General features: G+C 45.0%; 15 protein-coding genes. 7 read left to right on the forward strand and 8 right to left on the reverse strand.

Annotated features, from left to right (window positions below):
• Window positions 1-40: 40 nt before the first annotated feature.
• Window positions 41-898, reverse strand: coding sequence for a TIGR00730 family Rossman fold protein (locus ICN21_RS03570; RefSeq protein WP_216176787.1), 858 nt, complete (start codon window positions 896-898; stop codon window positions 41-43).
• 179 nt (window positions 899-1,077) lie between these two features.
• Between ICN21_RS03570 and ICN21_RS03575 the strand changes: the two genes are divergently transcribed.
• The 4 genes from ICN21_RS03575 (at window position 1,078) to ICN21_RS03590 (ending at window position 4,115) form a co-directional block, all read left to right on the forward strand.
• A complete protein-coding gene (locus ICN21_RS03575) occupies window positions 1,078-1,290 on the forward strand; it encodes a hypothetical protein (RefSeq protein WP_215318317.1) in 213 nt (70 codons plus the stop codon).
• Window positions 1,291-1,344: 54 nt separating this feature from the next.
• Window positions 1,345-2,166 (forward strand): ABC transporter substrate-binding protein, encoded by an 822-nt coding sequence (locus ICN21_RS03580; RefSeq protein WP_255534193.1) that lies wholly within the window; start codon window positions 1,345-1,347, stop codon window positions 2,164-2,166.
• A 62-nt stretch (window positions 2,167-2,228) separates the two neighbouring features.
• A complete protein-coding gene (locus tag ICN21_RS03585) occupies window positions 2,229-3,131 on the forward strand; it encodes an NAD(P)H-hydrate dehydratase (RefSeq protein WP_216176790.1) in 903 nt (300 codons plus the stop codon).
• Between the two features lie 6 nt (window positions 3,132-3,137).
• Window positions 3,138-4,115 (forward strand): DMT family transporter, encoded by a 978-nt coding sequence (locus ICN21_RS03590; RefSeq protein ID WP_216176792.1) that lies wholly within the window; start codon window positions 3,138-3,140, stop codon window positions 4,113-4,115.
• A 14-nt stretch (window positions 4,116-4,129) separates the two neighbouring features.
• On the opposite strand, the gene ICN21_RS03595 is transcribed toward ICN21_RS03590, so the two are convergent.
• From ICN21_RS03595 to ICN21_RS03605, 3 genes are all read right to left on the reverse strand, one after another.
• Window positions 4,130-4,378 carry a protein tyrosine phosphatase gene (locus ICN21_RS03595; protein WP_216176794.1) on the reverse strand — a complete coding sequence of 83 codons (249 nt, stop codon included), beginning with the start codon at window positions 4,376-4,378 and terminating at the stop codon, window positions 4,130-4,132.
• Between the two features lie 74 nt (window positions 4,379-4,452).
• Window positions 4,453-5,601 carry an aminotransferase class V-fold PLP-dependent enzyme gene (locus tag ICN21_RS03600; RefSeq protein ID WP_216176796.1) on the reverse strand — a complete coding sequence of 383 codons (1,149 nt, stop codon included), beginning with the start codon at window positions 5,599-5,601 and terminating at the stop codon, window positions 4,453-4,455.
• Window positions 5,602-5,655: 54 nt separating this feature from the next.
• Window positions 5,656-5,943 carry a tripartite tricarboxylate transporter substrate-binding protein gene (locus ICN21_RS03605; RefSeq protein ID WP_216176798.1) on the reverse strand — a complete coding sequence of 96 codons (288 nt, stop codon included), beginning with the start codon at window positions 5,941-5,943 and terminating at the stop codon, window positions 5,656-5,658.
• Between the two features lie 25 nt (window positions 5,944-5,968).
• Here ICN21_RS03605 and ICN21_RS03610 point away from each other — a divergent pair, with 25 nt between their 5' ends.
• Window positions 5,969-6,937: a tripartite tricarboxylate transporter substrate binding protein gene (locus ICN21_RS03610; protein WP_216176800.1), complete on the forward strand. Its 969-nt coding sequence runs from the start codon at window positions 5,969-5,971 to the stop codon at window positions 6,935-6,937.
• A gap of 11 nt (window positions 6,938-6,948) precedes the next feature.
• Here ICN21_RS03610 and ICN21_RS03615 read toward each other — a convergent pair whose 3' ends face one another.
• From ICN21_RS03615 to tcuA, 3 genes are read right to left on the reverse strand one after another with little or no spacing between them, the layout of a single operon-like run.
• Window positions 6,949-7,923: a tripartite tricarboxylate transporter substrate binding protein gene (locus ICN21_RS03615; RefSeq protein ID WP_215295144.1), complete on the reverse strand. Its 975-nt coding sequence runs from the start codon at window positions 7,921-7,923 to the stop codon at window positions 6,949-6,951.
• Between the two features lie 38 nt (window positions 7,924-7,961).
• Window positions 7,962-9,104: a tricarballylate utilization 4Fe-4S protein TcuB gene (tcuB, locus tag ICN21_RS03620; RefSeq protein ID WP_215295146.1), complete on the reverse strand. Its 1,143-nt coding sequence runs from the start codon at window positions 9,102-9,104 to the stop codon at window positions 7,962-7,964.
• Window positions 9,092-10,495 (reverse strand): FAD-dependent tricarballylate dehydrogenase TcuA, encoded by a 1,404-nt coding sequence (gene tcuA / locus ICN21_RS03625; RefSeq protein WP_216176802.1) that lies wholly within the window; start codon window positions 10,493-10,495, stop codon window positions 9,092-9,094. Before tcuA ends, tcuB begins: the two co-directional genes overlap by 13 nt.
• Window positions 10,496-10,607: 112 nt before the next feature.
• On the opposite strand from tcuA, the gene ICN21_RS03630 reads away from it, so the two are divergent.
• Window positions 10,608-11,561: a dihydrodipicolinate synthase family protein gene (locus tag ICN21_RS03630; protein ID WP_215318326.1), complete on the forward strand. Its 954-nt coding sequence runs from the start codon at window positions 10,608-10,610 to the stop codon at window positions 11,559-11,561.
• Here the strand turns inward: ICN21_RS03630 and ICN21_RS03635 are convergent.
• Window positions 11,558-12,478: a DMT family transporter gene (locus ICN21_RS03635; protein ID WP_216176804.1), complete on the reverse strand. Its 921-nt coding sequence runs from the start codon at window positions 12,476-12,478 to the stop codon at window positions 11,558-11,560. The genes ICN21_RS03630 and ICN21_RS03635 overlap by 4 nt on opposite strands.
• A 141-nt stretch (window positions 12,479-12,619) precedes the next feature.
• Between ICN21_RS03635 and ICN21_RS03640 the strand changes: the two genes are divergently transcribed.
• Window positions 12,620-13,765 (forward strand): L-lactate dehydrogenase, encoded by a 1,146-nt coding sequence (locus ICN21_RS03640; protein ID WP_216176807.1) that lies wholly within the window; start codon window positions 12,620-12,622, stop codon window positions 13,763-13,765.
• The last annotated feature ends 175 nt before the right edge of the window (window positions 13,766-13,940 follow it).

Consider the following 13,940-nt stretch of genomic DNA (forward strand, 5'->3'; position numbering starts at 1 on the left):
CGATTGTCTTTAGGCTATTTTACTTTGGCCGACAATGCCTTTAGGCCAATTGATACCAGTCTTGAATGATCTTCCAAGCTTCTTGGGCAGTCTCGACAAAATGGATCGCTTTCATATCCTCTTGATCAATCACCCCAAACTGCACCATTCCCTTAAAGTTCACCATCTCATTCCAAAAAGCTTTGCCGACTAATATGACTGGGATGCTAACTACCTTTTTAGTTTGCATCAAAGTTAACACCTCAAATAGCTCATCAAAAGACCCAAAGCCACCAGGATAAGCAACGATGGCCCTAGCTCGCAACATGAAGTGCATCTTACGTAAAGCAAAGTAATGAAAGCGGAAACTTAAGCCTGGACTAATATAAGGATTCGGGTGCTGCTCTCTTGGCAAACTAATATTAAAACCAATCGTTTGATCGCCCGTTTCAAATGCACCACGATTAGCTGCTTCCATAATTCCCGGGCCACCGCCAGTACAAATATGTAGCTTGTTAGAACTCTGTTGTTGAGTCGCGTTGTAATGCGCTACTAAAGCCCCGAAGTCTCTAGCAGACTCGTAATACTGACTATGAAGTAATGCTTTCTTGGCAGACTCCAACTCTGTAGATGTCTTAGCATCCTTGATGAATACTTCTGCATGCTCTCGACTGACAAAACGGGTAGAACCAAATACTGTAATCGTATGGTCTATGCCATGTTCTTTTAGCAGTATCTCAGGCTTGAGTAATTCCAATTCAAAACGAATACCGATCGTTTCCCTACGAGACAAAAATGCTTCATCGTCAAAAGCAAACTTATAAGAATCAACGGAATCTTCTTCAGACGTCTGACTCTTGTGAAGATTTAAAAACTCAGTAATGGTTTGAGCATTATTAATGGGAAGCTTTGGACTCATATTGCTACCTTAAAACATCTATGTGAAATCATCTTATCCTTTGTGCTGCCCCACTCAATATTCTCAGTATTAATACCTAGTTTAACCAGGAGAATCAGCCACTAGGGCTTGCGAGGATTTACTGAGGCTCTAAGTAGAGTTAATATTGACAGAATTTAAACCAAACCGAGGGAAAATCCATGAGCAACCGTTCAATCATCATTATGGTACTTGTATTAGTTGGTGCCACAGCCTACTTACTCCTCAAGGGCGATGGCAATATTGATATGGGCGGTGAAAAGCATGGTGCTGAAGCAGTTCATATTGAAGATGCTAAAAAAGATGCTCCTGCAGCAGCTCCGGCTGCACCAGCGGCACCAGCAGCGGCCCCTGCAGCTGACGCGAAGAAGTAATTCTTCAATAGCAAATGAAACCGCGGTTCGCCGCGGTTTTTTTATACTTACTGAATGAACAAAGTTCTTTTCTTCCTCGCAATACTGTGGATTTCACAATCTAGCCATAGCCAACCCTCTGGCCAGTCCTATCGCCCCATGAAAACTATTGATCCCTCCATGATTTCCTCGTTTGCGCCTACAGGCACTCTACGTGTTGGCATTAACTTAGGTAACCCCATTTTGGCCAATGAAAATCCTGTGAGCCACCAAGCCCAGGGAGTGACGGTTGATATCGCCCAAGAAATCGGGAAGCGTATTGGTCTACCAGTCAAACTCATTCCATTCAAAACAGCAGGCAATACAGTGGATGCCGTGAAGACTGGGGAGATTGATTTAGTGTTCGTAGCAATTGATCCCGTCAGAGGCGCTGATATTAGCTATACGCCAGCCTATATCCAGATAGAAGGTGCTTACATGGTCAAAGCTAATTCATCCATTAAGACAAATGAACAAGTTGACGTAGCTGGTAATGAAATCGTAGTTGGCAAAGGGAGCGCCTATGACCTCTACCTCACACGAGAAATCAAACATGCCACTCTTCTCCGAGCTACAAGCTCACAAGCAGTCGTGGATGACTTTATGTCAGGCAAAGGTAATGTGGCAGCAGGCGTAAAACAGCAGCTAGAGAGTGATGCCAAGCGCTATGAGGGATTGCGGATGTTGCCAGGTCGCTTTATGGCAATCAATCAAGCCATTGGTATTCCGAAGGCAAGACCTCAATACGAACTGACCACTGCATATTTAAGCGATGTGATTACTCAGCTCAAACAATCCGGCTTTGTGGCACAAGCATTGCAACGTCATCAGATTGAAGGCGCTAAGGTAGCGGACTAAGCTTACCCAATAAAGTAGCTCAATCAGCTAAATTCCAATGCATTCAGAGCGATACTATTGGTATGACCTTAGCACCTAGCAAGCTCGATATCCTCCAAGCGCTGAGCCCACTCGGCCCACTCATGCGCCTCAAGCGTGAACCTGCTGAGCACAAGGGTCATGCTGGTAAAGCCGTCTTGATCGGTGGTGCACCTGGAATGGCAGGCGCCCTTCTCCTTGCCGGAAATGCTTGCCTTCATCTTGGTGCTGGCTGGACCATATTAGAAATGCTTGATCCTGCGTCTGCGCGCGCTGATAGCAATCAACCTGAACTCATGATTCGCCTGGCCAACAATGAACCTAGCGAGGCATTAAATCAAAACCAACCTGATGTCATTGCAATCGGACCTGGGCTTGGTAATTCTGCATTAGCGATTAAATGGCTCAAGGCTTGCCTGGCTTATCCCAAGGTTCCGTTGATTCTTGATGCAGATGCACTTAATCTGATTGCGGATTCAACTGAGTTACTCAGTGCACTTCAACTTCGCAATCAACAATTTCCAGGTCAAAGTATTCTGACTCCTCATCCAGGTGAAGCGGCCCAGTTATTAAAATCTTCATCCGCAGAAATTCAAGTAGATCGCTTCAGCTCGCTTCATCAATTAGTTCAGTTAACTCAGTCTATGGTTGTTCTCAAAGGTCAACACACCTTAATTGCGGGACCCCAACACTCTGCAGTTCAATGTGAAGCCGGTAATCCCGGTATGGGCACCGGTGGCATGGGTGATGTATTGACCGGCAGCATTACAGCAATCGCTGCTCAAGGGGTGCATCACCATCTGAATCTTTGGGACTCTAGCTGTATCGCTGTTCAGCTCCATGCTTGCGCTGCCGATAGCCTAGTACAAAAAGGGGTTGGCCCAATAGGGTTGACGCCTTCTGAAGTGATTGCAGAGATGAGAAGTCTCCTGAATAAACTGTTATAAAACCGTATGCAATCCACTAGCGCAGAACATCACCACCGACGTTACCTCTATGGCATTTTGATGGCCGGAGTGGGCTCCATGCTCTTTTCCGGTAAAGCTGTATTGGTAAAGCTGGCTTTTGGTTATGGGGCCAATGCAGAAACTTTATTAGCATTACGTATGCTAATGGCACTCCCAATGTTTTGGAGCGTCTACTGGTGGGAGTCTCGCAGAAAACCAATGAGCCCGATTACTTGGCAAGACCGTGGCAAATTATTTTTCCTCGGTTTCTTAGGATATTTTTTATCTAGCTATATTGATTTCTTGGGACTGCAATATATCTCCGTTGGATTAGAGCGCATTGTTCTCTACCTGACACCAACGATTGTTTTACTCATTTCCTACTTTGCCTTAAACAAGCACATTTCAAGAATGCAGTGGTACGCTCTTTTGGTGGGATACCTTGGGGTATTTGTCGTGTTTATTCAAGATGCGAGCTCGACGGGCATCCACGCATGGCTCGGAATGATATTAGTCTTTGGCAGCGCGTGTAGTTATGCCATCTATATGATCGGCTCCGGCGAAATGGTCAAGCGCATTGGTAGTGTGCGCCTAGTAGTCTACGCAAGCACGGCGTCTGCAGTATTTAGCGTGATTCAATCCTCACTGTATAACCCTAGCGCTGTGTTTGAACAGGCTGCACAGATTTACTGGCTCAGCCTTCTCAATGCAGGATTATGTACAGTAATTCCCATGTTCCTCGTGATGATTGCGATCAATCGCATAGGCTCACCACTCGTTGCACAGGCCGGCATCCTCGGTCCTGTCTCCACTATTTTCTTGGGTTACTTTATTTTGTCTGAGCCAATTACCTTGATGCAGATTGGCGGAATGGTGCTAGTGATTGCTGCTATGTGGTTATTAGTACGTAACGATGCCCCAAGAAAAAAGTCATCTGACTCTAAAACATCTGATGACTTTAATGAAGTGGAACCCCTCAACTAAGAGCTTAGAAACTACTAAGCTGCTGGTTCTGTAGCTTTAGCTCTTTTCTTAGACTTCTTCTTGGTTTTTTTCTCGGCTTTCTTTTCTTTTTTAGCCTTCTTTGCGCCTGCTTTATCGGTTGGCGCCACATCTGGAGCAGCAGTAGGCGCTGAAGCAGGAGCAGCTGTCGTGGAAGAATCGGCAGCCATCGCGGAGATGGAAGATAACCCAATCGCTGCTGAAACAAGGGTGGCCAAACTAAAGCGAGCGATACGAGAAATCATACGACCCTCCAAAAAGGTTATGAATCATTTAAAAAGGCCATCATCAGACGGCCTTTTTGTTTTACTAAATCGCCTTATGCAGGCTGGGCTTCTGCCTCAGTAATTTTTTCTAGGGCGGCAGCTAAGTGACCAACAGTACGGTCAACATGAGCCAGCTTTTCTAAACCAAATAAACCTAGACGGAATGTACGGAAATCTGATCTTTCATCACACTGAAGTGGCACACCTGCAGCAGTTTGCATGCCTAGCGCAATAAATTTTTTGCCAGACTGAATATCCGGATCCTTGGTGTAGCTCACAACTACGCAAGGGGCTTGGAAGGCTTTCGCAGAAACTGAGTGATAGCCTTTGGATACGAGTAATTCACGAACTTTGGTGCCCAGATCAACTTGTTTTGCTTTTAAAGCAGCAAAGCCAAGTGATTGCGTTTCTTTCATGACACCGCGCAAGATCTTGAGTGCATCTGTAGGCATGGTGGTGTGATACACATGGCCGCCCTTTTCATAGGCCTCCATGATTTGTAACCACTTTTTCAAGTCCATTGAAAAACTACTGCTTTGAGTAGTATCAATACGCTCACGGGCTCTTTCGCCTAATGCGATTAAGGCGCAGCATGGTGAGCTGCTCCAACCTTTTTGTGGCGCTGTAATCAAGACGTCCACATTACAAGCTTTCATATCAACCCACATTGCACCAGAGGCAATGCAATCTAATACAAACAAACCATTTACAGAGCGGACTGCCTCACCAACTGCTTTGAGGTAATCATCTGGCAAGATGATGCCGGCAGAAGTTTCAACGTGAGGAGCAAAAACCACGGCTGGCTTTTCTTTCTTAATAAAAGCTACTACTTCCTCAATCGGTGCAGGGGCAAATACACCCTGTGTAGAATCTTCTAATTGACGACCTTTGATAACAGATACATTGTCAGCAATATGGTCCAAGTCAAAAATTTGGGTCCAACGATAGCTAAACCAGCCATTGCGCAACACTAGACACTTCTGTTTATTGGCAAATTGACGAGCAACTGCTTCCATGCCGAAAGTACCGCTACCAGGAACGATCACTGCAGAGCTGGCGTTATAAGCATCCTTAAGGACACTAGAAATATCGACCATCACACGTTTAAATTCTTCAGACATGTGATTTAAAGAGCGATCGGTGTAAACAACCGAAAACTCTAACAATCCATCTGGATCAACATTGGGAAGTAAGCCTGGCATAGTAATTTCCTAGGGATTTCTGTGATTAGCCCTAAATGATACCGATTTAAGCATTTATTGCACTGCAATCTTGTTTTCTTTGATCAATTTGGCCCATTTTGACTGGTCTAGACGTAAAAACGCAGCAAATTCCTCGGCACTACCACTGGCAGGGTCACTTCCCCGCTCCAACATAGCCTTCCGAATTCTCTCCTGAGCCAAAATAAACATCATGGTCTGGTTGATCTTTTGCGCGACTGATTTTGGAGTATTGGCTGGAGCAAGCAGTAAATCAATATGCCCCACCAACAAATTCGTTAATGCCTGTTTAGATGGAGCATTAATGATTAAAGTTGATACCATACAATAAAAATCATCGGAGACAAGCATGAAAATTCAGCAGTGTTTTTGTGGCGTCATTGCCTTTCTAGTGTTGCACTGTTCAATAGGTATGGCACAAGAATACCCAAATAAACCAATCAAGGTTGTGATTCCTTATGCTCCAGGCGGCCCGTCTGATATTTTCGGTAGGCTGCTCTTCCAAAAAATTACTGAAAATGCTGGTTACACATTCTTTATCGAAAATAAGCCTGGAGCAAGTGCCAACATTGGTATTCAATATGTTGCCAAGTCTAATCCTGATGGCTACACACTTCTTCTTAGTAGTAGTGCATTTGTGATTAATCCTTCTCTTATTGCAAATTCTGGATATGATGCAAGTCGTGACTTTGCGGCAATTTCATTGCCAGCAAGCTCACCTAATATCATCGTTGTTAATCCCACATTCCCCGCCAAAAATTTCAAGGAATTTTTGGCCTTAATCAAACAAAACCCAGGCAAGTATGACTATTCATCGCCTGGAGCTGGCACAAGTCCACAACTGACAGCCGAGTTGCTAAAGCTAAAGGCCAATTTGGACATTAAACACATTGCTTATAACGGTGGTGGGCCAGCGCTTCAAGCAGTCTTAAGCAATGATGTGCCCATTGGTTTTGCAGTGTTACCGCCAACTGTCCAGCAAATTTCAGGAGGCAAGGTGCTTGGCTTAGCAGTAACTAGTTCAGCAAGATATCCTTCCCTACCAGATATCCCTACAGTTGCAGAATCTGGACTACCGGAATTTGAAGGGGAAACCATTCAGTTTTTGATGGCGCCTGCAGGAACCCCAAAATCGATCATTCAAAAACTTCATCAGGAAATTACCAAGGTCCTTGGTAATCAAGAGATGCGCAATAAACTATCCGGCATGGGCTTTATTGTCAGCCTCAGAACTCCAGAGCAATCCGAACAAAAGATTAAGCTCGAAGTTGAAAAATGGGCTCAGGTCATTAAGGCAAATAAAATTCAAGCAGACTAATGAAAGCATGATTAATTGGCTGTAATTCCTGCAGCCTTCACTACTAACTCATTCTTTTTTAACTCACTAGCCATAAAGTTTTTAAATTGCTCGGGGGTGCCCCCTATGATCACCGTACCCTCAGCGGAGAATATTTCGACAACTTCTTTATTGGCTAATCCGACATTCACCGCTTGATTTAATTGCTGAATAATTTTTTGCCCAGTACCAGCAGGGGCGAGGATTCCATACCAAGTACCAGCATCTACTCCACTTACCCCAGCCTGCACGAGGGTTGGAACTTCTGGCAATAGCGCAGATCTATTTTTAGAGCTTACCGCTAGTGCTCTTAGCTTGCCAGACTTAATAAATGGTGCAGATGTGCTCACCGTATCAAACAAGACATCAATCTCCCCGCCAAGCAAGGCAGTTAATGCAGGATTAGTTCCCTTAAATGGGATATGGGTCATATCTATTTTCGTCGCCATCTTAAAGGACTCGCCGGCAAGATGCGCTGCGCTGCCATTCCCAAAGGATCCATAATTCATTCTGCCCTTGGCATCCGATCCGGCCCTCAATAAATCAGCAACAGAATATATTTTTGAATCTGCATTAACTACCAACACTAAGGGTTGAGCAGATATCAGTATCACTGGCTCAAAACCTTTTACTGGGTCATACGGCAAATTAGGGTAAGTAAATGGGCTAACCGTTAAGGGCCCAGCTGCACTAAACAATAAGGTGTAGCCATCTGGCGAAGCTTTGGAGACAAAGTCCTGACCGATCGTGCCACCAGCACCCGCTTTATTCTCAACAAGAACAGGTTGATTCAGGCTTGAGGAAAGTATCTTGGCAATCAGCCTCGCCGTAATATCAGTGCCACCGCCAGGCGCGTACGGAACCACTAGCTTAATTGGTCTATTGGGGTAGGGTTGAGCCCATGTTGAGCTAATCCCAAGAACCATTAAGGTCAGTAGAAAAACAGAATGCAGGAATTTTTTCTTCATCACAGTTCTCGCCTTCTTTGTGGAGTTAGAAATACATACTAGTCAGAGCCTAACTTCAATGTACTTGGCTGACGTTTCTCAACTGCATTTTTTAATAAGGCTGCCATACGATAAATGCCGTGTGCAAATTTTCCATAGGGCATGGTTAAAAATAAGCCCATCACAAATCCCAAATGAATGATCAGCAAATAAGACATCAAGGCACTTTCTCGAAGTACCAGTAAGAATAGGCCAGATAAGCTAATCAAAAACAGTAGCAAAATAAAAGCTCTGTCCATCGGCTTTTGGCGTGCATCACCATGAAGGGGATTGCGACGTAGATTTAAAAAGAGTAGTCCAATTGGGCCAATCAAAAGACCCAGTCCGCCAACCGTACCAAGAATCACTGGCAGACTATTAAACGCATAAGGAGCGTCTAGTTTCAGAACATAGTGGTATAGCGTTGCAACACTAGTAGATGCAAAACAGAGCATGAAGCCATAAAAGGTAAAGTGGTGAAAACGCTTTCGCCAAAGCGTGAAACCATCATCCTCATTATTACAACCCTCCCCGTGTCCGCCATCCAGGTATTTCATTGTCAAGGCGTCATGAGCTGATTCACCAATAGCAGCAATTGAAGCACCAGTCTTAGAAATATTGCGCCAGAAGTTATAAAAACCAATCCCTAGCGCAAGTATAGAAAAGGAAAATACGGCACCAAAGATTAAAACCAATACATTGTGAGGAAAGACGGCATAAAAGTTTCCATCTAAGGTTACGTTTGAATTTTCTCTGAGCGCTGTTGATAGCCACAAAAAGAAAGCCAAAGCCAAGGAACAGGCAAGCGCAACAATGACACCATTATTTTTATAAAGCCTACCGAATGATTTGGGCCAAGCATATTCAACATAGGTTTCTTGGCGAACAGCTGCCATAGCCTGCGGGACATTTACGGCAAATTCATTCGGAGGAGCATATTGGCATGAATGCAGGCAAGCACCACAGTTATGACAAAGATTTGCCAAATAATTAATATCTGCCTTATTAAATTGCAAACGCCTTGTCATAGCGGGAAACACTGCACAGAAACCCTCGCAATACCTACAAGCATTACAGATTGTCATGATGCGATCAACTTCACCCTCCTGATCGCTCATGCCAGTTAGCCTGGCCTCCTGAATTAAGTCATTTAACTGTTGCATCTTGATTCATTCCCTGCTGCAGAGGCGGCATTTCTACCAGCTATTCGACCAAAAGCAGTCCCTATGGCCATCCCAATACCAGCCGTGTAACCTTTGCCTAAAATATTTCCTGCCATCATTTCTCCAGCTACAAATAAATTGTTGCTGCGAGTGCCATTCAAAAATATCGCGGATGTCTCATCGGTTTTGAGACCAAGATAGGTAAACGTGACACCGGGTCGCAAAGGGTAGCCATAAAATGGGGGCACTTCAATCGTGGTAGCCCAATGTGTTTTTTCAGGGGCTATACCTTCGGTATGGCAATTATCCAAAGTCGTATGGTCAAACTCGCCGGGTTTACAAGCCGCGTTAAATTCTTGTACCGTATTTTTTAACACCTCAGCGTCCAAACCAAGCTTAGAAGCTAACTCATCCAGACTATGAGATTCATTGCCGGAAAATACTGGGGGCATAAAGCGACCAATCGATTTCGAGTCAATAATCGAATAAGCAATTTGATCAGGCTGTTGGGCTACTAACCTGCCCCAAATTGCATAACGCTTAGGCCAAAAATCTTCACCCTCGTCATAAAAACGCTTGGCATGCTTGTTTACAACGATACCAAGAGAAACACAATCAATGCGGGTGCAAATACCGCCATCATAAAGTGGCGACCGCGCATCAATTGCTGCCATATGTGCCTGAGTGGGATCTCCAACCTGATCCGCGCCAGCGTCAATCATGTGTTTTAGAAGAACCCCTTTATTGAAGGTGGTTCCGCGGATTAAAAAATTATCCGCCGGACTTGCGCCATGCTCGTCAATGCCCCATGCTTCTCGCTGCCATTCAATATTAGATTCAAAACCACCTGCAGCAAGTACGCAACTTTTTGCTGCAATTCTTCGACCGTCCTTAAGATGGGCTGCAACAAATTGTTTATCTGAAAGCTCAATTGAAGTAACCTCAGAGTCATATTGAATATCAATACCAGCCTTTTCAGCGCTTCGGTAGTAGGCGTTTACCAATGCCTTGCCACCACCCATAAAAAATGCGTTAGTTCTAGATAAGTGCAAAGTACCAGAAAGAGGAGCCTGAAAATGCACTCCATATTTTTGCATCCAAGTACGACAAGTTGCAGATTCACGAATGGCAATCCTCGCTAGAGGCTCATTGGTTAAGCCACCAGTTACTTTGAGCAAATCCTGCCAATATTCATCTTCAGGATAGGATTCCAATAAAACATCTTGAGGCTCTTCATGCATACAACGGATGTTTCGAGTGTGTGAAGAGTTGCCACCACGCCATTCCTTGGGGGCAGACTCAAGCAATGTCACAGACGCCCCAGACTCTCTTGCCATTAACGCTGCACATAAGGCAGCATTACCTCCGCCAATTACTAGTACGTCGGTCAAAATAAACCTTTTTATTTACTGTTGGTGTACGAAAAGTAACTTTACTATAGAATTTGCTACAACATCATCGAGCCCTAAAAGCACTCTCCCATTTAAAACCTAAAGGTCTGCAATGCCTGAAAATCAAAAATCCCTTGTGCTTCGCGGCCTTTACCCTGCAACGATTACACCCTTCAAAGCCGACCTGAGCGTAGACTATGAAGCCTTAGCCCGCCACCTTAAAGAGACCGCTCATACACCTGGGGTCAAGGGGCTTGCAGTAAATGCTGGGCTCGCAGAAATCCTACAACTTTCAGATGATGAGAAAAGGAAAGTACTGCATTTAGCTCGAGAAATTTTGCTCCCCGGACAAATATTGATTAGCGGAATTGAAGGAAGAGGACCTGCAGCCGTTAAAGATGGTCTTCTAGCAAAAGAAGCTGGGGCAGATGCACTATTAGTACTCAATCCATTTGATGCGCGCCCATATCGTAGACTGGCTCAAAACCCTGCATCAGCTTATCAATTCTTCAAAATGTTGGATGAGCAAGTTGATTTGCCAATGATTGTTTTTCAATACCCCGATCCATCTGGCTGCGCTTACTCACTAGAATCTTTGGTCAAAATTTCTACCATTCGAAATGTGGTTGCAGTGAAAGCCGCCTGCGGAACAGTGACTCGTTATGTACAAATTTGGGAAGCATTGCACGACAAACTCACTGTCTTAGCCGCACTTGATTCACCTCCACTGCTAGGAATGCTGCTGCATGGCGTTCATGGAGCGTTAATTGGTATCAGCGTTATAGACACTCCAAAGTGGGTTGAGTTAATTGATGCCGCAATGAATGGCGACGCCGTTAAAGCACAAAAAATTCACCGTGATTTTTGTATTCCAATCATGGATGGAGTCTTTGAAAACCAAGAGCCAAGCTCTCCCACCAGTGAAGTGGCTTGCGTTAAAGAAGCTTTAGTACAGCTTGGGCAAATTCCTAACTCTCTCGTGAGACCGCCAGCAGTAGATGTCACTGAGAGTCACCGCGCGCATGTTAAGCGCGGTTTAATTGCTTCCGGCTTATTAAAAGGCTAAGCAGCATTTCCTTTTGGGCTGGTGGTTTTAGAGGAAACCCAAATCCCAACCACAATCAAGGCAAACGCCAAGCCATGAAATAACTGTGGGGGCTCACCTAACATGGCTGCAGATAAGATGGCAGTAAACAGCGGAATAAAGTTTGCAAAGAAAGCGGCTACGGTAGGACCCGCTCCACTGACACCCATACCCCAGCAGCGGTAAGCAATGAGTGAGGGTCCAACGGCGACAAACAGAATCAAAGAGCCAGTCCATAGATTGAGATCAAGATAAGCATGCCCAGTGGCAATCTCAAAGCCATCAAACAGTCCGGTCCATAAGAGGCCCACCAATACTTGGGCCATCAAAAAATCTGCCCAAGGCCATTGACGTTCCGAGCTTGAACCAGGCTTACTAAGCATCCAGCTATAAGTAGCCCACAAGAACGTGGCTAACATAATAAAGAGATCGCCGATAACCAATTGCATCTCCAGCAAAGTGGATGGCTCACCTCTCGTTAATACAATCGCTACCCCAATCAAAGAAACGATGGCACCAATCAATTGCAGTAGATTTGGCTTCACTTGGTAAAACACAGCACCAATAAACAACATCCAAATTGGCATACTGGCACCAATTAAGGTGACATTGATTGCGGTAGAAGTTTGTAACGCTAGATATAAAAGAACGTTATAGCTACCTACCCCAAAGAGACCTAAGAGCACAAAACGCTTCTTGTTCTGCCATAAATCACTTCCCGGTTTAAAGACACGCCAACCCAAAGGTAGTAAGAGTAAAGCGGCTAGACCCCAACGCACCGTACTCAAGGTAATCGGCGAAACACTGCCCACCAATAAGCGCCCAGCTATCGCATTTCCAGCCCATAAGGCTGTCGCGATCAACAGATAAGTAGCAGTAGCAAAGGTCAGTTTAGGCATGCAATCGTGAGGGATGGATAGCCATTAAAGGCGCTCTGAATAGGTATACCCTAGCATTGTAGAAACAAATCCTCGGTATTGCTAAGATAGAGCTTAATTAGATAAATGCTAATCCAAAAGAGCAATCAATAAGGGTTCACAGTGCCAATCATTACCAATATCGAAGACTTACGGGTTCTTCACCAAAAACGTACCCCCAAGATGTTTTATGACTATGCAGATTCAGGGTCTTGGACAGAGTCTACCTATCGTGCGAATGAATCTGATTTTCAGAAAATCAAATTACGTCAACGTGTCGCAGTCAATATGACCAATCGCACCACCAAAACAACGATGGTGGGTGAAGAGGTGGCAATGCCAGTAGCGCTGGCACCCACTGGTTTAACTGGTATGCAACATGCAGATGGCGAAATTCTGGCAGCAAGAGCTGCTGAAAAGTTTGGTGTACCCTTCTGCTTGTCAACGATGAGTATCTGCTCGATCGAAGATGTGGCAGAACGTACTACCAAACCCTTTTGGTTTCAGCTTTACGTCATGAAAGATCGTGGCTTTATTGAGCGCCTCATTGAGCGTGCAAAAGCAGCGAAGTGCTCCGCCCTAGTCTTAACACTCGATTTACAAATCTTAGGTCAACGTCATAAAGATTTAAAGAACGGCTTGTCTGCCCCTCCAAAGCTAACGATCGCCAATATGATGAATATGGCCACGAAGCCACGCTGGTGCTTAGGAATGGCGATGACTCCGCGCAGAACATTCCGCAACATCGTCGGTCACGCTACTGGTGTAGGCAATATGTCTTCACTCTCCTCTTGGACTGCGGAGCAATTCGATCCAGGTTTGAACTGGGGCGATGTTGAGTGGATCAAAGAACTCTGGGGTGGCAAGCTCATCATCAAAGGCATCTTGGATGAAGAAGATGCGCGCCTCGCAGCAAACTCAGGCGCTGATGCATTGATCGTCTCAAACCATGGCGGTCGCCAACTCGATGGTGCGATTTCGAGTATCCAAGCGCTACCCGGGATTGTGAATGCCGTAGGCAAAGATATTGAAGTCTGGATGGATGGTGGCATTCGCTCTGGTCAAGATGTTTTAAAAGCATGGGCATTGGGTGCGCGCGGTACGATGATTGGGCGCCCCTTTCTCTATGGCCTAGGCGCCATGGGTGAGGCTGGTGTGACTAAATGCCTTGAACTCATCCACAATGAGTTAGATATCACTATGGCATTTACAGGTCACCGTGATATTCAGGATGTGACTAAAGACATTTTGTATCCGGGAACTTTCTAAATTTCTTATCTCCTTAACCACCCCGCTTTAGTCTTTGGGATTGCATTTCTGTGCTTCGCTTTATCTGTTCTTTTTGGTAATGCAGTACTGAGTCGCTTTCGCACGAAAGACACCGAAACCTCAGAAGACCTCGGTGTCATTCAAACGGCAACACTGACCTTACTGGCACTGATTA

The organism is Polynucleobacter sp. AP-Feld-500C-C5 (assembly GCF_018882265.1).
In the GTDB taxonomy this organism is placed as follows: Bacteria; Pseudomonadota; Gammaproteobacteria; order Burkholderiales; family Burkholderiaceae; genus Polynucleobacter.